The 18,972-nt window shown below is 67.6% G+C and carries 20 protein-coding genes; 14 read left to right on the top strand and 6 right to left on the bottom strand.

Going from position 1 to position 18,972, the window contains the following annotated elements:
* The first annotated feature begins 90 nt into the window (after window positions 1–90).
* The 3 genes from AMA02S_RS18405 to AMA02S_RS18395 all read left to right on the top strand — a co-directional run bounded on the left by AMA02S_RS18405 (window position 91) and on the right by AMA02S_RS18395 (window position 1,405).
* The gene (locus AMA02S_RS18405; protein ID WP_067460009.1) at window positions 91–480 is read left to right on the top strand and encodes a luciferase domain-containing protein; all 390 of its coding nucleotides are present in this window, start codon (window positions 91–93) and stop codon (window positions 478–480) included.
* A gap of 39 nt (window positions 481–519) precedes the next feature.
* Window positions 520–747: a three-helix bundle dimerization domain-containing protein gene (locus AMA02S_RS18400; RefSeq protein WP_369688395.1), complete on the top strand. Its 228-nt coding sequence runs from the start codon at window positions 520–522 to the stop codon at window positions 745–747.
* 241 nt (window positions 748–988) lie between these two features.
* A complete protein-coding gene (locus AMA02S_RS18395) occupies window positions 989–1,405 on the top strand; it encodes a pentapeptide repeat-containing protein (RefSeq protein ID WP_218005021.1) in 417 nt (138 codons plus the stop codon).
* Between the two features lie 61 nt (window positions 1,406–1,466).
* Here the strand turns inward: AMA02S_RS18395 and AMA02S_RS18390 are convergent, their stop codons facing one another.
* The 4 genes from AMA02S_RS18390 to AMA02S_RS41890 all read right to left on the bottom strand — a co-directional run bounded on the left by AMA02S_RS18390 (window position 1,467) and on the right by AMA02S_RS41890 (window position 4,377).
* The gene (locus tag AMA02S_RS18390; RefSeq protein ID WP_067460003.1) at window positions 1,467–3,068 is read right to left on the bottom strand and encodes a hypothetical protein; all 1,602 of its coding nucleotides are present in this window, start codon (window positions 3,066–3,068) and stop codon (window positions 1,467–1,469) included.
* Entirely contained in the window at window positions 3,065–3,646 is a 582-nt protein-coding gene (locus AMA02S_RS18385; RefSeq protein WP_218005020.1) for an RNA polymerase sigma factor, read from the bottom strand. Before AMA02S_RS18385 ends, AMA02S_RS18390 begins: the two co-directional genes overlap by 4 nt.
* Before the next feature lie 30 nt (window positions 3,647–3,676).
* Window positions 3,677–3,880, bottom strand: a complete 204-nt coding sequence (locus AMA02S_RS41895; protein ID WP_157430676.1) for a hypothetical protein — start codon at window positions 3,878–3,880, stop codon at window positions 3,677–3,679.
* Between the two features lie 329 nt (window positions 3,881–4,209).
* Window positions 4,210–4,377, bottom strand: coding sequence for a hypothetical protein (locus AMA02S_RS41890; protein ID WP_157430675.1), 168 nt, complete (start codon window positions 4,375–4,377; stop codon window positions 4,210–4,212).
* Between the two features lie 89 nt (window positions 4,378–4,466).
* On the opposite strand from AMA02S_RS41890, the gene AMA02S_RS42925 reads away from it, so the two are divergent.
* On the top strand, window positions 4,467–4,823 hold the full coding sequence (locus tag AMA02S_RS42925) for an effector-associated constant component EACC1 (protein WP_067460000.1): 357 nt from the start codon (window positions 4,467–4,469) through the stop codon (window positions 4,821–4,823).
* On the top strand, window positions 4,820–6,259 hold the full coding sequence (locus tag AMA02S_RS18375; protein WP_067459998.1) for a caspase family protein: 1,440 nt from the start codon (window positions 4,820–4,822) through the stop codon (window positions 6,257–6,259). The genes AMA02S_RS42925 and AMA02S_RS18375 overlap by 4 nt, the downstream gene beginning before the upstream one ends.
* Before the next feature lie 245 nt (window positions 6,260–6,504).
* Here AMA02S_RS18375 and AMA02S_RS18370 read toward each other — a convergent pair whose 3' ends face one another.
* Window positions 6,505–6,924, bottom strand: coding sequence for a hypothetical protein (locus tag AMA02S_RS18370; RefSeq protein WP_067459988.1), 420 nt, complete (start codon window positions 6,922–6,924; stop codon window positions 6,505–6,507).
* A gap of 813 nt (window positions 6,925–7,737) precedes the next feature.
* Here AMA02S_RS18370 and AMA02S_RS18365 point away from each other — a divergent pair.
* Window positions 7,738–9,369, top strand: coding sequence for a serine/threonine-protein kinase (locus AMA02S_RS18365; protein WP_067459986.1), 1,632 nt, complete (start codon window positions 7,738–7,740; stop codon window positions 9,367–9,369).
* Here the strand turns inward: AMA02S_RS18365 and AMA02S_RS18360 are convergent.
* Window positions 9,353–10,399, bottom strand: coding sequence for a hypothetical protein (locus AMA02S_RS18360; protein ID WP_157430673.1), 1,047 nt, complete (start codon window positions 10,397–10,399; stop codon window positions 9,353–9,355). The two genes, AMA02S_RS18365 and AMA02S_RS18360, sit on opposite strands and share 17 nt — an antisense overlap.
* 450 nt (window positions 10,400–10,849) lie before the next feature.
* Between AMA02S_RS18360 and AMA02S_RS18355 the strand changes: the two genes are divergently transcribed.
* From AMA02S_RS18355 to AMA02S_RS18320, 8 genes are all read left to right on the top strand, one after another.
* Complete coding sequence (locus AMA02S_RS18355) at window positions 10,850–12,436, top strand: ABC transporter substrate-binding protein (RefSeq protein ID WP_067459978.1); 1,587 nt, start codon at window positions 10,850–10,852, stop codon at window positions 12,434–12,436.
* Between the two features lie 85 nt (window positions 12,437–12,521).
* Window positions 12,522–13,466, top strand: a complete 945-nt coding sequence (locus AMA02S_RS18350; RefSeq protein ID WP_067459973.1) for an ABC transporter permease — start codon at window positions 12,522–12,524, stop codon at window positions 13,464–13,466.
* Window positions 13,463–14,383: an ABC transporter permease gene (locus AMA02S_RS18345; protein ID WP_084265286.1), complete on the top strand. Its 921-nt coding sequence runs from the start codon at window positions 13,463–13,465 to the stop codon at window positions 14,381–14,383. The genes AMA02S_RS18350 and AMA02S_RS18345 overlap by 4 nt, the downstream gene beginning before the upstream one ends.
* A complete protein-coding gene (locus AMA02S_RS18340) occupies window positions 14,380–15,387 on the top strand; it encodes an ABC transporter ATP-binding protein (RefSeq protein WP_084265285.1) in 1,008 nt (335 codons plus the stop codon). The genes AMA02S_RS18345 and AMA02S_RS18340 overlap by 4 nt, the downstream gene beginning before the upstream one ends.
* Window positions 15,384–16,451, top strand: coding sequence for an ABC transporter ATP-binding protein (locus AMA02S_RS18335; RefSeq protein WP_084265284.1), 1,068 nt, complete (start codon window positions 15,384–15,386; stop codon window positions 16,449–16,451). Before AMA02S_RS18340 ends, AMA02S_RS18335 begins: the two co-directional genes overlap by 4 nt.
* A gap of 120 nt (window positions 16,452–16,571) precedes the next feature.
* The gene (locus AMA02S_RS18330; protein ID WP_067459969.1) at window positions 16,572–17,252 is read left to right on the top strand and encodes a GntR family transcriptional regulator; all 681 of its coding nucleotides are present in this window, start codon (window positions 16,572–16,574) and stop codon (window positions 17,250–17,252) included.
* A 53-nt stretch (window positions 17,253–17,305) separates the two neighbouring features.
* The gene (locus AMA02S_RS18325) at window positions 17,306–18,436 is read left to right on the top strand and encodes a thiolase family protein (protein ID WP_067459967.1); all 1,131 of its coding nucleotides are present in this window, start codon (window positions 17,306–17,308) and stop codon (window positions 18,434–18,436) included.
* A gap of 12 nt (window positions 18,437–18,448) precedes the next feature.
* Window positions 18,449–18,874: a Zn-ribbon domain-containing OB-fold protein gene (locus AMA02S_RS18320; protein ID WP_067459959.1), complete on the top strand. Its 426-nt coding sequence runs from the start codon at window positions 18,449–18,451 to the stop codon at window positions 18,872–18,874.
* The last annotated feature ends 98 nt before the right edge of the window (window positions 18,875–18,972 follow it).

Raw genomic sequence — 18,972 nt, 5'->3', positions numbered from 1 at the left:
GGTGAGCGTGTGAATTCAATGCGGTCGGGTTAGTAACGATTCGGGGCGAAGGGGTGTCGGATTGCGTGGTCCATACACGAACCTGGAGCCATGGGCCCACCCCTCCCCGACAGAGGCTTCGCCGACCGAGCTTTACGACAGTTGCGCGGCTGGCCCGCGCTGACGGTGTGCCAGGCAGACGACGGCGCGGGCAACGCACTGGCCTTACGCACACACCAGATCGTGCATCTGCACAGCGAAGACGAGGCAGAGGTCCTGCTCACCCTCCCGGTGGTGCAGCGGATGGCCGAGGCCCTGAGCGACTGCTCCCAGGTGATCATGGAGCCTGGTGGATGGGTCCGCGTCCGGCTGGACGGCGCGAGTGACGTCATCCTCCTCGTCTCTCTGGTAAGCGTGGCCATCAAAGCCAATATCACGGGGCCGGCCGCTCCACATCCCACAATTACCCCTTGTCCCCACGCCATGACGGCGGCAGTGTAGAAGACAGGAACGTCAATCGCTGACCCGAGGGGATATGCGGTGGCCGCACAAGTGGATCCGGAAGTTCGCGAGACACAGGCTCTGAAGGAGGTGGCCGATCGCCTGAGGAAGTCGTTCGCCGACACCTACAGCGACCTCCAGGTGACCGAGGCGGTGACCGCCGTCCATCGCCGTTTCGACGACAAGCCCATCCGCGACTTCGTCCCGATCCTCGTCGAACGAATGACCCGAGAGCGGCTCCGTTCGACAGACGATCAATTCTCCTGAAGATCGCGCCAGGACCCGCTCCGGGTATTCACCCTCAGAACCGGTTCCTGACCGCGACCACAGGTGGCCTCAAGAGCGAATGAAAAGCAGTGTGCGGCGTCATCTGCGAGTGTTCTGGTGAACTCGTCCGCACGGCAGCATGGGGGGCCGCATGCCGCAGCGAGGGGGAGACACCGGGGACGGTGACGGGGCGGGCGCACCGCCGCCGCCCCGCGCCGTCCTGGTCGGGGCCGAGTCCGGTGTGAGACGGCGTCGCCGGCCGGCCTTTCTGCGCGGCGCGAGCGATTCGGAGATCGTCGAGGTCGACAGTTCTGGCCTGACGGTGAAAGAGCGGCTCGATCTGCAAAACCAGCGCCGCCAGACCCGGCACCAATCCGTCAACACCGTCGTGCTCAGCCTCGGAGTCCTGTTCACCATCGCGAGCCTGACGACGACCTATCTCGCCCTGCGTGCGACGCGGGAAGGCCAGATAACCGTGAGCCTGTCGGGCGCGAACCTCAACGGCGCCGACCTGAGGGACGCGGACTTATACAACGCGCGGCTCGACCGCGCGAACCTGACGGGCGCACGCCCCAAGGGCGCGAATCTGACCGACGCCAGCCTGGCCGGGGCGCGAGTGAAGGAGGCGGACCTGCGAACCGCGACAGGGACGGAGTGAGGCGCCGCCGGCACGCGAGCCGGGCCCGCCCCGGCTCGCGTGCGGCCTGCGCGTTCGCGCCTCAGCACCTCGCGCTCACTGCTGCGCCGAACCGGATGACGAGGACTCCGGCCTCCGGATCGTCCGCTGGGAACGAGTGCTCGGGCACCAGATCCCGTAGGGCCGCGGGCCATCGGGTCGCGCCGGAGACGGCCGTGGCGTTCGACCAGGTGACCCCGTCGAGATCCTCCAGGTGGATCTTCGGATCCGCCGGGCGCAGGTCCGCTCCTCGGAAGTCGGACAGCGCTCGCCATGCCTGGTCCATCATCGCGGCCAGATCGTCCGCCAGGTCCAGGCATTCCTGGCGGTCACCGGGTCCCGGCACATCGATGCCGTCCAGCAGCCGGTCGTTCAGCTGGGCCAGCTCGTCCGCCGACCGCCGTAGCGTCCGGACGGCACCGGCGGTCATGGCGGGCTCCAGCCCGGACGCCGCCTCATCTTGCGAGTGCGCTGTCACCGCCGCGTTCGCAATGGCGGCGGCCTGTTGGAGCATCCGCGCACCGCTTTGAAGATCCCCCGCCCGCTGCTGCATGAGGGCAAGGCGGGACGACACGCTGTAGCTGGCTTCGAAGTCGAATACCTGACGGTACAACAGCTCCGCGGTCGCCTGGTCTCCCGCCTGCTCCCGCAGCCCGGCCAGGAGGTACAGCGCGTTGCGGTCTCCCGCAACGGCCGCCTGGTGGTACAGCCGCTCCGCGTCCCGGTGCTCTCCCCTCTGCTCCAGCCGCCAGGCCGAGCGCGTGAGTGTTTCGGTGTCGGCGGCGGCTGCGTCCGGCGCAACGCCATTGCTGGATGCCTGTCTCGGACGTACCCCGAGGAGCCGGTCGAGCTCCTCCTCGGTCAGCCTCCCGTCGGCCGTGGCGGCGGCGGTCAGGAGCTCACCGTAGAGTTCGCTCTCCTCCAGCGCGGCAGAGGGAGGGGGGCTCGGCGGACGGCGCGTGCCGGTGAGGGCATCCGCGAGCGCAGAGGCCGCCCGCGCCATCAGGGCCTGCTGACGGGCGAGGACGGCCACGACGCCGGACGGGCGGGAGCCGCCCCGGTGCCCCTCCGAAGACATCGCGGCCAAGTGTTCGCGGACGTCGCGCAGCTCCCGTCTCGCGCTTTGCAGGTAGGGATGGAAATGGGCGGCGCGCAAGAGGAGCCGGCGGTGATCGGGCGCGGCGTGAATTCTCGCCAAGTCCTCGGCCATCGAGCGGTCTACCGGCGTCCCCGCTGGAGTGCGCCCCGTCCGGACGTCCGTCCCTTCCCGGCCAGGGGCGGCCCCACGGACGGCCGGGCCGGGAGTCAGGATGTCCGACAGCCCGCGTGCGGTGTCCAGCGAGGCTTCCAGGCCGGTGACCAGATCGCTGTGCCCGCGCTCGGTGTGCAGGATCTCTGCCAGCCCTTCAGGCACGTGCAGTGCCCTGCGCAGGTCGGTGACCAGGTCCGCGTACGCGTCACAGTGCGGTTCCGTGATGGTCGCGTCGGCCCGGCCCGGCGTACAGGGCTCGCCGACGGGTGCGGGCAGGATGCGTGCCAGCCCCTCCTCGATGCGCAGCATGCCGGCCAGGTCGGCGAGGAGGCGCTCGTGGTCCTGCTGGCGCGGGACGGCGGAGGGCGCCTCGTCCGCTTCTGACGTGGTCATGGCGTCTCCTGAGTGCGCGGGTACCTCTTCCTCAGGGCCGCCCGTGCCTCCCTGAGCGCGGACCGCACCGTCGCGGGTTCCTTGCCCAGCAGCGCGGCGATCTCGGTCGGCCGGTAGCCGTCGTAGGTCCAGGCCATGATCTGGCGCTGGTTCTGCGGCAGGTCGCGGACCATGGCCAGAAAGGTGTGCCGGGTCTCGATCTCGGCGGACTCCCGCTCCGACAGCAGCGTGCCCGGTTCGGGCAACTCGTCGTAAGGGACCTCGGCCCTGTCGTCTCCGGCGCGCCGCCACCACGCCCGCGAGGCGACGGTCCGGACCCAGGCGCGGGGCGCATCGATCCGATCCCACTGCCGGTAAGCCTCCGTCATGGCGTCCTGGGCTAACTCGGCCGCGACGGCGGGGCGGGCGCCCTGGACCACCAGGAAACTCACGAGCCTGGGCATGTCAGCCGTATAGAACAGCCCGAACTCCACGTCCCGGGCCGTCTTGTTCCGGACGGCGTCCTCGCTTGCGACGTCGGACCGCAGCCGACTTGCTCGGGGGGCGGTCATCCCGCTTTCGGAGTCGTCCTCGACCATTCCTGCTCCTCGATCCGGGTGGCCGGCCGGTCAGGCGGCCAGGGTCTGATGCAGTGCCAGGATCGCGGTCCCGCCGGCGCCCAGCGCCGCCAGCAGAGCGGCCGGCCAACTGGCGGTCTCCACGAGCGTCAGCGCGCCGACGAGGGCGGCGGCCACGAGGGCGCCCATAAAGATCAGCGCCCACCGCACCGGCAGCGGATCGGGCGACGGTGGGGACGGGGGGGAGGCATCCATGGCGGTCCCTTTCGGAGTCGGAGGCCTGACAAACCGCCGGGCGGGTTTCTCCGCGGCGCGCTCACAGAGGTAGTGCCGCCGACCGGCCGAAGCGTGCGGCCCGTCCGCTCCGATTGTCGTCCGCCGGGCACCGTCCGTCAGACGGCTGCGCTGGCACCGGCCAGCGTGTCATACGGCTGGGCAACGACAACACGAGAACTTCGAACCGGATTACCAACAGGCCACCGGGAACCAGGAATCGTGTGCAGGTCTGGACACCGACCTCATCACCGAGCCGCAGATCGCTCACCGCAGCGGCGTGTACGCGTTCACTTCTTCCGCCATCCGATCTACGGCGTGATGACTTCCGGCGAGCGAATGAGCACCTTCTTGATCGTCATTCCGACTTCTTCTTCGAATTTGATCTCCCTGGCGACAGGCCCTTCTCGGTTTCCCAGTTGAATGCCCGGGCCGGCCTTTAGACTGGGCGGTGAAAACGCAAGGCGGGCGCGCCGCATTTCTAGATCATCAGATGCAAGGGCTATCGGATCGCCTTGGCGCGCCGTGTTATCCGCGGGGGGCGCGTCCCGCGAGAGGAGGGGGCTCTGTGGAGATTCGGTTAAGGCTCGACGGCGACGACGGGCGGGAACTGCTCTCCCTTTACCGGTGGCTGCGTCAGGACCCGGACGTGACCCGGAACGGCCGGGTGTCGCTGGTGCCCACCGCGTCCCGTCCGGGGGAGATGGGTGGGGCATACGAGGCGGTCTCCGCGCAGATCGGCCATGTGATCGCCCTGGCCGGGCTGATCATCGCCTACCGGGGCTGGTCGGATACCCGGCGCAAGGACCGGCGGCCGGTCGCGCGTATCGAGCGCGACGGCGTGGCAGTGGAACTGGAGGGCGCGTCGGCGGACGACGTCCGCCGGGTCGCGCAGGCCCTCGGAATGCCGGACGAACCACGGTGACTCGCGCAGTCCAGCCCGATCCCGCCCTGTCGCGGGTCGTCCTGATCGGGGTGGCGCGGTACGAGCACCTGGGAGAGTTACCGACCGTCGACGCCAACCTACGCGACCTGCGGCGCGTGTTCACCGATCCGATGCTGTGGGGGCTGCCCCCCGCCAACTGCACGGTCCTCGACTCCGTCGCGCTGAACCGTCCGGACGCACGAGCCGCGGCGTTGCGGGCGGTCAAGCGGGCTGCCCTGGAGGCCGAGGACACCCTGGTCGTCTACTACGCCGGGCATGGGCTGACCGTCCCGGACGACGAGCACGGGCTCTATCTGGCGCTGCCCGGTTCGGCCGAGGAGGATGCCGACACCGACAGCCTCCCGTACGACGTGATCCGCCGCTTAATGCGGGAGACCCAGGCGAAGTGCACCTTCGTCATCCTCGACTGCTGCTACAGCGGGCGGGTGCTCGCCCGCTCGATGGGTGCCACGGCCACCGTTCCCCGCCTGACGATCGAGGGGGCCTGCGTGCTGACCGCGACACCGCCGACCCGCCAGGCGCTGGCCCCGCTGGGGCGGCGGCACACGGCGTTCACCGGCGAGCTGCTCGACCTCTGGGACAACGGCATCGCCGGCGGCCCCGTCCTGCTGGACATGAACACCGTCTTTCCCCTGGTGCACGACCGGCTGGACGCCGCGGGGTTCCCGACCCCGGACATCATGAATCACCGGCTCGGTGGCCACATCGCGCTGGTCCGCAACCGCTCCCTAGAGTCCGACCGTGTCTCGCCGGAGCCCCGGCCCCTGGCGCGGCCCCCCATCTCCCGCCGGCTCGACCCGCACGAGACAGGCGACCGGACAGAACGGGTGATCGAGCCCCGCCCGCCGCATCGTGAGCACCTGACGCCTCGGGTGCGGTCCGGCCTGACGCGCGGGGCGGGCAGGGTCGCCGTAGGCGCGGCACTAGTGACGGGAGTGCTGGTGGCCGTGTCCAACGCAGGCCCGCTGCTGGAACGGGTCCGGGAACTGGACATCGGACCCTTTCGCTCGGCCAAGCCCGTGATCGTGGACGCCACAGGGAAGCCGCCTTGGAAGGTGGAGGGCTACGGCTTCCGCTATTCCGTGGAGAAGGTGACGCGGACCAGCAGCGAATGGCAGTTCAAGCGGAAACCGTCGATCACCATCACCGCATATGCCACCCGGACCAGGAAGGGCAGTTTCGCGAGGATGGAATACCGGTACGGCAACCAGGGCAGCGGCGCTGCGCTCGACACCGTCCCGTTCCAGGGCAGCGGTGACGACGAGCCGCCGCTGAACCAGCCGAGCCGCCTGGTGGCCGTCGTCTGGGACACCGACCCCAGAGCCAGACACCTGGTCGTCACTTTGCACGACTTCTACTGGCCCGGCGGCCGCGACCTCGTGCTGCGCAACATCCCAGTCGGCCCCCAAACCTGACCAGGCGGGCCCGTCAGCCGATCGCTGCGACGAGGCCGCGGTCGATCGTCGCGGCGTCCGCGCCGATGGCGTGAGCGGCACTCGTCCGATGACCCGGCTGGAGGGCCGGTGGGCGGTCGGGACCCGCCCCGGGTCCTGGCCGGGGCGGGTCATCCGCGCTCGTCGGTGTGATCAGAACCAGCGGACTGAGCCGCCGCATGCGTCAGGTCGGCGGGCCGCTGCCGAGGGCCCGCCGCCCTGTCCTATCAGCTGATGAAGAACTCGTTGCTGCGCGCGATGGAGACGCTGCCGTCTCCCAGGCGCAATACGGCGACGAACTCGTACAGGCCGTCGGGGTCGAAGTCCCCCGCGTCGATGGCGTACGTGGACTGCTTGACATAGCCGTTGTTGTTGCCGGGGACCGCCGTCCAGTCGGCGGCGGGGTCGCCGGCCTGCTCGTTGAGGATTCTGGGCACGAACCTGGTGACGCCCCCCGAGGTGGAGTGAGCGCTGATGACAAGCCGGTAGTTGACCCTGTTGTCGCCGGCCGGGTCGCTGGCGTCGGCCTGGAGCATCAGATAGAAGGGCGTGTGGGGGTTCCCGCCCACTTCGTTGGGGGTGTCGTCCAGCGTGCCGTTGGCGATGCTGGAGACATACAGGCGCACGACCTTTACGTCGGTGGCCATACCGGACCTCCCACGGGCTGAAGAGACGACTCGTGCCCGGTCACCGACAAAATCCACGACAGGGTGGTTCACCGAAAGCGCCGCCCATGGAAATGAATGGCACACCTTCGGAGATTATGTCGGTAATCGATCGGCAGACCATCGGGGACTGCCGGCTCTGGGACCTGTGCAGCCCCGCAGAGTCTGGACGCGTGTCTCACTGCCCGCTATTAGCGAGACACAATTCCACGTTTATCCCGCCCCTGTGCGGAGCGCCAATACCGCGGCCGGATCCGGCCCAATTCCCGTGCGTCCCGGCGATGTCGTGCTGCCCCTCGCTCACCGTGGCTTGCCATGTGTCGACATCATCGCAGGTCAGCATGCCTTTTTGACCATGGCCCGAGTCGGCCATTAACAGATCTTCGTGTGTGTGGATACTTTGTTCTTGAAGCGCGCTTGGTTCGACGAGACGTTCGACTGAATCGCTCGGATCCACTCGTGTGGGTAACGGATCAATGACATCAGTCGGGATTCTGCGATATCGCGTCTCGGAAAACGGTGTCGCTCGATTGGCGGGCAAGGGCGATGGGAACCGGTCGTGACGGTTCGCGTCCGTTCGACCAGTTGGAGCGGACGGCGGCAACGCGAACACACGAGAGCGGCGAGGTCCGATCCGGTCCCCGGCGGGTGGTCTGGGGTGCTCGGCAGGGCGGGCGAAAGATGCGAAGGCGGCGAGTCGTGGGATGAGCCGTGCCGGTTCTGGCCGAGACGATCGCGGCTGGATCAGGGCAAAATCCCTGTGGCGCTGTTGCTTCCTGAGGAACAATATGGTCCATGACCGGAGATCCGACTGTATTCCCGCCGTCGGCGAAGCTCGGCGATTACGAGATCGTCGAGACTCTCGGCGAAGGAGGGATGGGCACGGTTTATCGCGCCCTGACACCGGACGGCGCCGATGTCGCCGTCAAAGTAATTAAGGCCGATCTCCGCGACAGCCCCGAACTTCGCGCCCGCTTCCGGAAGGAGGTCGAGGCCGCGCAGCGTGTCGAGGACCTGGAACCGATCGCGCGCATCCTCGACTCGGACCTGCTGGCCGACCCCGCCTATATCGTTATGGAGTACGTGGACGGGATCAACCTGGATACCGACCTGGAAGAGCACGGTCCGTTGCGTTGGACCGAGTTGAAGTGGCTGGGGTTGGGAGTAGCATCAGCCCTCGATGCGGTCCATAAGGCCGATGTGGTCCACCGCGACCTCAAGCCAAAGAACATCCTGCTGACCCGGCGTGGGCCGAAGATCATCGATTTCGGAATCGCTCAGGTGCTCACGTCCGGAAGCCAGACGGCCAGCCAGATCGGCACTGTCTTTTATATGGCTCCCGAAGTGTGGCAGAACGAGCCCGCGACTCCGGCGTCGGACGTCTTCGCCTGGGGTTGCCTAATGGTCTTCGCCGGCACCGGGAAGCAAGCCTTTGAGGGGCCGACGAGGCAGCAGGTCGCGTTCAACATCGTCTACGGGGAGCCGCGTCTGGACGACCTGCACGACGGAATACGTCCGCTCGTGGAGCAGGCGCTGGCCAAGAACCCGGCGGAACGGCCGACCGCCCATGAGCTCGCGGCTCGCTTATACGGTGACGAACACGTCGACTCGGCGGCGGTCGCGGCGGAGGCCGCCCGTCGGAATCTCGATCGGACGAGCCAGCGGCAGGGCGTCACCATTGTTGTCCCTCGTATTCCGGAGCTGGTCAGCCGTCGTCGAAGTATCGTCCTAGCGACCGCGGCGGCAGGGACGTTCGCGCTGGTGCTCGCCGTCTCGCTCCTGGTCTGGGGTGTGCCGGGTACCGGCTCTGACACCCCGCCCTTGAAGAGTTCCGCACGTGCCGCGGGTGCGCGTCTCTATCTCGATCGCTTCGACAATCCGAACTCCGGATGGGTCGGGGGAATGTGGACGGCCCGGAGTGTGTCCGGCTACCGTGACGGCCGCTACAGGGTGAGCACCCACAGCAGCCACGAGCTGATCTCGTTCGCGCCGATGAAGAAACTGGCCGCCCCTTCCCGGACGTCTGTCTCGGTGTCGGGCCGGCAGGTCTCCGGGCCGGCCTCGGGTTGGTTCGGCCTGTTCTGCTTCGGCTCCCGGGCGAAGAGCGCGTATTCCTTCCTCATGAAGTCGGACGGGTCGGTCATCGAGCTCCGGAAACAGCAGTACAAGCTCGCCGAGACACGGGATGCCGCCGGTTACCAGCAGCGCGGTGCGGTGACGATGGTGATCTCGTGCGTCGAATCGAACCGGGAGCAGACGGTGCGTCTCCGGCTGTGGCTCAATGGCCGGCTTCGCATCGACAGCCTTGATGACAGCCAACCGCTGACAGGGCGCACCGTCGGGGTCGCCGTGTCGAACGAAGGTGCGCGGACCGGGGGGCCACTCGTGGTCGAGTTCGACGACTTCGAGATCAGGAAGGCCGTTTGAGCGGCCGGTTCCGCGTGGGGAAATGATGCCGGGCCAGGTGCAGATAGCTGAACTCGTTCTCGGCGATCGAGGATCTGCTCAGCTTGTTGGTCGCCAGGTTGATCGCGAGTCCGCTGCCCACCAGGAGCGGGACGGCGAGGGCCGATGTCTCCAGGGCCACCGTGGAGGCCGTCATCGCCATGAACACATAGGCCGAACGCCGTATCCAATCGATCTTCGACGCCAGCCCGGCACGCTCCAGCTCCGCCATGGCGCCGACGAGTTCGTCGCGGGAGTACTCGATCACGTCTCGCGGACCGTGTTCCTGTGACCGCAGGTCATGCTGGAGCCGCTGGACCGCACGGACCAGCCTGCGGCGCTCCTGCTCGTATCTGTCGCGGAAGGCCAGGACCGTGCTGATCGGAGTACCCGGCGCCGGGATCGGGAGCACGGCACCGAGGTCGATCTGCCAGACGAGCTGGATCGGATCCCGCTCACGGTCGGAAACGTGCCCCACATGGAACGCGTCGTAGTCCGAGGTGTGGGCGAAGAAACGCCGTTCGAGCACCCGGGTCATCTCGCTCGCCATGATCTCGGCGGCCAGGCTGATGAGGAGACGCCGCATCAACGGCCTGATCAGCAGGGTGCGCGTCCCCTCGACCGACTTCACCACCCCGTGGTCGAGCAACTCCTCGACCACCTCGCGCGGATACCTGTCCCAGGAGTTCCAGGTGATGTCGGTGTCCATCAGCAACTCCGGCGAGTCGGCCGACGGATGCCCGGTGGCGGGCAGCACGGTCTCCGGCCCTGATCTCTCGACCAAGGGCAGAAGATCGTCCACAAGCGCCTGCCAGAGCGGCCGCCCGTAGTCCGTGCTGTTCAGGTCGATCGGTGTGTAGTAGCCGGCGTCCTCGATCTCTCGTAGCGCGGGGGACAGCAGCGAACGGTGATCTGGGGTGGTGATCGTGGCCAGCGAGTCCCAGTACAGGAGCGCCTGAAAGAGGATCTCCTCGGGCGGGTTGACGTCCGGGTAGTACAGCATCCCTGCCAAGGCGACTCCGGAGGGTCTCGAAGAGGGCCCATGCGTGGGCGAAGCAGACGCTCGGTTCACCGCGTGCTTCCGGCGCCCTCGCCTCTCTCCACATCATCGCGTCGCCCTTTAATAACGGGTGCCGCATGTCCGGTTGCGGACGGTTGCTCCGCGTCGTGTCTTTGGCGGCCAGGGCCGGGATCGTCGCGCTCTGTATATCGCCCTTACTCTGTGTGTGTTGACGACTCAACATACGTATGTTCTCATTCATCAGACAAAGTACAAATCGACGCCGCGGTGATCCCGGGGCGGCCCGCGCAGCAGCCCTCCGAGCGATCGGCCCGTCTGTTCTGGACGCAGCGACCCTGCGAATGATCGGGCCCCTCTCCTCCGAACGACCCATGACTCCCCTTATCGGAGGGCACCCCCACCCCCTTTTCACCACCACATCTTGGTTCGGAGGACTCCTTGATGCGGAAAAAGCTCATCGTCGCGGCTGCCGTCACTCTTCTGACGACGATCACGAGCGCCTGTAGTGCCAGCAGCGGTGATTCGAGCGGCGGCGCCGGCGCGACGAAACGGGAGCAGAACGTCGCCTGTCCACCGGTCGACACGGCCGCGATCGACAAGAACGCGACGTTCACCTGGATGTACAGCGTCGCCAATACGAGCTTCGACCCGGACAAGGTGACCACCAGCAACAGCTGGATGTACCTGTACCCGGTCTACGACACGCTGATCCGCATCGACGCCGCCGGTGAACCGAAGCCGATGCTGGCGAAGAAATGGATGATCGGCGACTCGGGCAAGAGCCTGACACTCCAACTCATCGAGAAATGGAAGTACCACGACGGGACGCCCTTCGACGCCGCGTCCGTCAAGGCGAACATCGATCGGCATCGGGCGGACAAGAGCTTCAACAAGCAGGCTCTGAGCGACGTCACCGGGGTCGAGGTCGTCGACGCGTCAACCGTACGGGTGCGCACGCAGCACGGTGCCGCTCCACTCGTCGGGATCCTCGCCAGCTCGGCGGGCATGATGATGAGCCCGGCGGTGTTCGACGACCCCGCCCAGGCGCGGATGCCCACCGGAGGCTCGGGTGCCTTCAAGGTCACCGCCTACGAGCCCAACACCAAGGTCGAGTACACGCCGGTCAGCGGTTACTGGGATCCGCAGGCGGTCAATGTCGCCAAGATGGTCTTCCTGATTTCCAGCAATGACAATGCGCGCCTGAACGCCACCATCACCGGAACGGCGGACGTCACCTTCCTGCGGTCGAGCATGTACCAGCCTGCGAAGGACGCCAAGCTTGTCGTGTGCCAGAAGCCGAGTTTGGCGAGCTTCACGATCGCCCTGAACGTCGCACGGCCTCCGTTCGACAAGAAGGAGGTCCGCCAGGCGCTGAACTATGCGATCAACCGGGCCGCGGTCAATGAACTCCAGGGTGGATTCTGCCAGCCCGGAGTGCAGATGTTCCCGTCCTCGTACTATGCGGCCGATCCGACGCTCACGGCGGACGCCTATTCCTACGATGCCGGTAAAGCCCGGGAATTGCTCGCCAAGGCCGGCGTGAAGGACGGTTTCACCTTCACGCTGGAGACCGACAACCTCGACGCCTACCAGCGGATCGCGGAGCTCATCCAGGCGAACCTGCAAGAGGTCGGCATCAAGATGACCATTCGGCCGGTGGAGCTGCCCAAGCTGATGGAGGGCTTCTCGGTGAACAAGTCGGTCGACGCGATCATGGTGCAGCAGAAGGCCGACGCGGACCCGAGCATCCAGATCGCCTCCTACTACCTGCCCGATGGCTTCAGCAACCCGGGCGGTTACTCGAATCCGACGATCACCGACCTCGCCGCCAAGGCCAAGGGCACCGACAGCAGGGAGAGCCGCGCGGGCTTCTACAAGCAACTGTTCCGGGCGGCTCACGAGGACGCGGCGCAGCCGATCACCTTGTGCCACCTCAACACCCCGATGGCGATGAACAACAAGGTCATGGGGCTTGAGGTGTACGTCGACGGATCCCGCCAGTTCCGCGGTGTCGCGGTCAAGAAGTGATTCGCCGGTAACGGAGCGGGGCCCGGCCGGCGTGTGCCGTGCAGGACGGCCGGCCGGGCCCGGCAGAGAGAACGGAGGGCTCGGCGTGCTGCGGTTGTTGTGCGTCCGACTCCTGGCGATGTTCCCCTTGCTGGTCATCGTCAGCTTCTTGATCTACAGCCTCATCGCGCTGGTGCCGGGCGGGCCGGAGGTGGCGCTGGCCGGGAGCAATCCGACACCCGAGCGGATCCAGGCGATCCGTGAGCAGCTCGGCCTCGACGCGCCCTTCCTGGTCCAGTACTGGAACTGGCTGACCGACGTGTTGCAGGGCGACCTCGGGACATCCTTCGTCGACGGGCAGAGCGTCTGGTCGGCGGTCGCCGCGGGGTTCCCGGTCACGCTCTCGCTGGTCGTCCTCACCCTGCTCATCGCGGCGGTCCTGGGGCTGGCCCTCGGTCTCGCGGCCGGGCTGCGGCCGGGCAGCTGGGTGGACCGGCTGTCGACCGTCACCGCGAGCGCGTTCATGGCGCTGCCCTACTTCTGGGTCGGCATGATGCTCGTGCTCGTCTTCGCCATCCAGATGCGGGCGCTTCCGGCGGTCGGCTACGTGCCGTTCGCCGAAAGCCCGGTGGACTGGCTCGGGCATCTGATCCTGCCGGCCTTCTCCCTCGCGACCGTGCCGACCGCGGTCGTCGCCCGGCAGACCCGGGCGGCGGTGACCTCGGTCATGCAGGAGGACTACATCCGCACGGCCAGGGCCAAGGGCCTGCATCCCGGACGGGTGGCCGGCAAACACGTGCTGAAGAACGCCGCGGTTCCCGTGGTCACGGCGTTCGGCGTCGAGGCCAACCGGCTGATCGGGGCGACGGTCGTCATCGAGCAGCTGTTCGCCCTGCCCGGCGTCGGGAAGCTGGCGTACTTCTCGGTGTTCTCGCGTGACTTCCCGATGGTCCAAGGAATCCTGCTGATCACCGCTGTCCTGATCATGCTCGTCAACCTGGCGGTCGACCTGTCGTACGGCTACTTCAATCCGAAGGTCAAAGTGTCATGACGCACAGTGACGGCATAGACGTCCGGAAGCCGGTCAGCACGCCGGTCGAGGACGGGGACGACCTCGTCGAGCCGGTCTCGCGAGGACGCGCCATCGTACGGCGATTCCGGGCCAACAGGTCGGCGGCCGTCGGCGGCGGACTGCTCTTGGCGATCATCATCGTGACCACGGCGGCTCCGATCATCGCTCCGTACGGACCGGCGCAGGTCGACATCAGCGACCGGCTGTCCGGGCCGACGCCCGAGCACTGGCTCGGCACCGACACGCTGGGACGCGACACGCTGAGCCGGCTGATGCACGGCGGACGGGTGTCGCTCGCGGCGGCCGGCCTGAGCGTCGCCATCGCGACGGTCATCGGCCTGCCGCTCGGTCTCGTGAGCGGCTACTTCGGCGGCATCGTCGACTGGCTCCTGGACCGGGCCGCCGACGTGCTGATGGCGTTCCCCGCGATCATCCTGACGATCGCCATCATCGCGGCGGTCGGGCCCGGGCTCACGACCGCGATGGTGTCCCTCGGCATCGTGTACGCGCCGCGGATGTACCGCGTGGTCCGGGGGAGCACCCTTGAGGTCCGGCGGGAGGTCTATATCGAGGCCTCGACCAGCATCGGGACGCCGAGCCTGATGATCCTGCGGAAGAGGGTGCTGCCGAACATCCTGCCGGCGACCCTCGTCCAGCTGTCGTTCCTGCTCGCGTCCGCGCTGCTGGCCGAGGTGACGATCAGCCTGCTGGGCCTCGGCGCGCTTCCGCCGACGGCCAGCTGGGGCAGCATGCTCGGGCAGGCGTTCCTGGAGATGCGCGGCAGCCCGTCGCTCGCCGTGTATCCGGGGATCGCGATCGCCATCGCGACACTGTGCTTCAACCTCATTGGCGACGGTCTGCGGGACGCCTTCGGGCGCGAGACGAGGAAGTCATGACGAGCATGCCGGACAGCGGGCAGTTGCTGCGGATCGAGGACCTGTGCGTCGACTTCCTGACCGACCGCGGCTGGACCACCGTCGTCGAGGGGGTGTCCTTCGACGTCGGTCCCGGTGAGATCGTGGGCCTGGTCGGCGAGTCCGGTTCGGGGAAGAGCGTCACCAGCCTGTCGGTGCTGCGGCTGCTGCCGACGGCGTACGCGCGGACATCCGCGGGACACGTGTGGTACCAGGGCCGGGATCTGATCGGCATGCCGGCGCGGGAACTGCGCGACATCCGCGGCAACGAGATCTCGATGATCTTTCAGGAGCCGATGACGAGCCTGAACCCGGCCTTCACCATCGGCGACCAGATCGCCGAGGTCTACCGGCGGCACAAGGGCGGGAGGAGACGGGCCGCGCTGGCCCGCGCCGCGGAGATGCTCGACCTCGTCGGCATTCCGAACGCGGGCAGCCGGGTCAAGGACTACCCGCACGAGTTCTCGGGCGGCATGCGGCAGCGGGCCATGATCGCGATGGCCCTGGCGTGCGAGCCGAGACTGCTCATCGCGGACGAACCGGCCACCGCCCTCGATGTGACGGTGCAGGCGCAGATCGTCGCGTTGCTGTCGAGGCTCCGCGACGAGACGGGGTGCGGAATCCTGTTCATCACCCACGATCTCGGGCTCGTCGTCGAGCTGGCCGACCGGGTCGTCGTGATGTACGCGGGCGAGGTGGTCGAGGCCGCTCCGGCACTCGACCTGTACGACGCGCCGAAGCATCCGTACACGGCGGGATTGCTGAACGCAATGCCCCAGCTGGGGGTGCGCGGGAAGGAACTGCCGGTGATCCCGGGCCGCCCACCCGAACCCTGGCGCATGCCGGCCGGGTGCAGGTTCAGTCCCCGATGCGGGCACACGAGCGAGGAGTGCCTGGTCGCCGCCCCGGCGCTCCGGACGGTCGAGACCGGCCGCAGTTGCCGCTGCTGCCGTACCGGGCAGCTGAACCTGGTGGGTTCCTCATGAGCGTCACGAAATCCAGTGCGGAGGCGCCGTCGTCCGGCTCGCCGGGCCCGGGACCCGAGTCGGGGCCTCTCGTCGACGTCCGCGACGTCAGCGTGGTGTTCCGCAAGAAGCGGACGCTGGCGGCGGCGCGGCTGGTGCGCGCGGTCAACGACGTCACCTTCCACATCGACCCGGGCGAGACGTTCGGCCTGGTCGGCGAGTCGGGGTCGGGAAAGTCGACGACCGGGCGCGCGCTGCTCAAGCTCGTTCCGGTGGAGAGCGGATCCATCACGGTGGCCGGTCAGGACGTCGCGAGCCTGCGCGGCCGGGGCCTGCGCAAGGCCCGGCGGAGTATGCAGATGGTGTTCCAGGACCCGTACTCGTCGCTGGACCCGTCGTCCACGGTGGCGGCGAGCATCGCCGAACCGCTCATCGTCCACGAGGGTCTGTCGTCCAGGGCGGCGCGCGGCCGGGTGAACGATCTCGTCGAGATGGTCGGGCTCCGGGCGAGCTACGCGGACCGGTATCCCTACGAGTTCTCGGGCGGGCAGCGCCAGCGGCTGGCCATCGCGCGGGCGATCGCGTTGCACCCGCGGTTCATCGTCTGCGACGAGGCCGTGTCCGCGCTGGACGTCTCCACGCAGAACCAGGTGATCAATCTGCTGGAGCGGCTGCGGGCGGAGTTCCGGCTGACGTATCTCTTCATCGCGCACGATCTGGCCATCGTGCGGCACATCTCGCACCGGGTGGGAGTGATGTACCTCGGCCGGATCGTCGAGACCGGCCCGGCGGAACGGGTCTACGGCGCGCCGGCGCATCCGTACACACAGGCATTGCTGTCCGCGATCCCGGATCCGCGCCGGAGAACGGAGCGAATCGTCCTCGCGGGGGATCTTCCCGACCCGGCGCGGCCACCGCGGGGATGTCCCTTCCAAACCCGCTGCAGTTTCGCGATGGACGTCTGCACGGAGCGGATGCCCGAGCACACCGCCGTCGAGGGCGGCGGGGAAGTAGCGTGCCATTTGCAAACCAGCGGCCCCGCATTGGCGGGCTCGCCGTTGAACGATCTCGGTTCTCCATCGTGAGGCAGCGGAGAGGGCATTGCATTTCGGTGTCCGCGGCCGTGGCTCGTGATGTGGTTCACCTTGACCGACATATACCGGCAGACGTAGTCTGTAGTACGTCAGACAAACTTAAGGACGGCCGTGACCGACCCGAAGCTCGACCTCCTGATCGACCGCCCGACCGAATCCATCCCGGAGATGGTCGTCCGGCGGATCCGGCACGCGATCGCGTCGGGGCTGCTGCCACCGGGGCGCAAGCTCACCGAGCGTGAACTCGTCGAACTGACCGGCGTCAGCCGGACCTCGGTGCGCGAGGCCATGCGGCACCTGCAGACCCTCGGGCTCGTGGAGCCGTCGCCGAGCCGCGGAGTTCGCGTCGCCAGGCTCGGCAGCGCCGAGGTGCGGGAGATCTACGAGGTCCGCGACGCGCTGGAGCCCGCCGCGGCCGAGTTGTTCGTGCTGCGCGCGACCGATGAGGAGGTCGCCGCGCTCGTGGAGAAGGTCCAGCCGCGAGCGTCGGGCGAGGAGCGTCTTCAGGCGATCTACGAGTTCGACGAACTGCTCGTCGAGGGCGCTCGCAACTCGTTGCTGAAGTCCATGCTGGGGCCCCTGCACACGCGGATACACGCGCTGCGCAGCCTGTCGGTGACCATTCCCGGACGGCGTGAGGCGTCCGTGCAGGAGTACCTGGAACTCGCCGAGGCGATCAGTTCCCGCTCGCCCGAGCGTGCGGCGGAGGCCGCGCATCGTCATATCCGAGCCGCGGCGAAGGCGGCCCTGGAGGCCGTGGAGATCCTTGAGAAAGAGCCCCCGAAGTCATAGCGCGACATCGTGGCGCGAAGCCACACCGGCACGAATGCAAGGGTGATATCGCCATGACCATCAAGGATGTGGCAATCGTCGGCGTCGGGTCGTCGGACTTCCGGCGGCTGTACGCGGACAAGAGCCGTCCGAACGACATGTACCAGCTCGCCGCGGAGGCGTTCAGGGACGCGCTGGCCGACTGTGGCGCCACCCAGCAGGACATCGACGGCCTCCTCTGCATCAACGTCAAGTACGGCCGTGTCGGGGAGATGGTCGGGCTCACGCAGCCGGCGTTCGTGCACGACCTGGAGGGCACCGGCCGCATGAGCGGTGTCGCCCTCCAGGAGGCGTGCGCCCTGGTCCGCTCGGGCACCGCGGACATGGTCGCCTGCGTCTACGCGACGAACGGCCGGACGGCGCGCCTGAAGTACGGCGGCGGTGACGCCGATCCCGCCGGGGCGTACGACGCCATGTACGGCATGACGTCCACCGGCGCGTACGTGTCGATGATGTATCAGCGGTACCGCAGCCTCTACGGAGCCCCCGACGACGCGCTGGCCCCGCTCGCGATCAATAATCGCGCCAACGGGAGCCGTAATCCCATCGCGGTGTTCCAGCAGGAGATCAGCCGGGACGAGTACCTGTCGTCGCGGTTCATCTCCGAGCCGCTGCGCAAGCTGGACTACTGCATCATCAACGACGGCGCGGTCGCGTTCATCGTGACGTCGGCCGACCGTGCCCGCGGGCTGCGGAAGAAGCCCGTACGAGTGGCGGCCACGGCGGGCCGCGCCGAGTTGAGCCGCAGCTACATCAGCCCCAACTTCTACTTCTCGACAAGTGCCGCGGTGGCCGACGCGCTCTACCGGCAGGCCGGGATCGGCCCGGACCAGATCGATTGCATGCAAGTCTATGACAACTTTCTACCAACGATCCTGTTCACCTTGGAAGGCTTCGGTCACGCGCCCCGCGGGGAAGCCTGGGAATGGATCCGGGACGGCCGAATCGAGCATGGTGGGAAACGACCGCTGAACACATCTGGCGGGCATACCAGCGAGAGCTACATGCAGGGCTTCGCGCTCCATGTGGAAGCGGTACGGCAACTGCGCGGCGAAGCCGGCGAGCGGCAGGTCAAGAATTGCAACACCGTGCAGTACATGTGCGTCTCTCCCATCGTGACGTCGCATATCTTCACGGCCGACTAGAAGGGCGAGCCGATGGACGTCGCGGCCTACGCGAAGCTCTTGCCTGATATCACTCCCAGCAACAAGCCGTTCTGGGACGGCTGTGCCGCCGGCGAGCTCCGGCTACAGCAATGCTCGGACTGCGGGCGGCACCGGTTCCCGGACGCGCCGATCTGCCCGCAGTGCCTTTCCGGCTCGGCCTCCTGGGCGGTCGTGAGCGGCAAGGGAACCGTGTGGTCGTGGTGCACGATGCACCAGAAGTACTTCGCCGCCTTCGCCGACGAGGTTCCCTACCGGCTCGTGTACGTGCGGCTGGCCGAGGGGCCGCTAGTGATCAGCACGCTGGCCGACGAGTCGGCCGAGCCGCATATCGACCAGCCGGTGCGTGCGGTCTTCCGGCCGAGCCCCGGCGGGCGGGTCGTCCTGCAGTTCAGTACCGACGCAGCGAACGTGAGTTGACCCGGGTCGCCGGCCTGGCCGGCGACGAGGTCGCCGTAGGTAGGTGAGGTATTCCCATGGACTCCATAAGTGAAGGCGCCCGATGAGCGGTAGAGCCG

This window comes from Actinomadura macra NBRC 14102 (assembly GCF_001552215.1).
GTDB classification, from domain to species: Bacteria; Actinomycetota; Actinomycetes; order Streptosporangiales; family Streptosporangiaceae; genus Spirillospora; species Spirillospora macra.
This window is presented reverse-complemented; position numbering and strand designations above follow the sequence as displayed.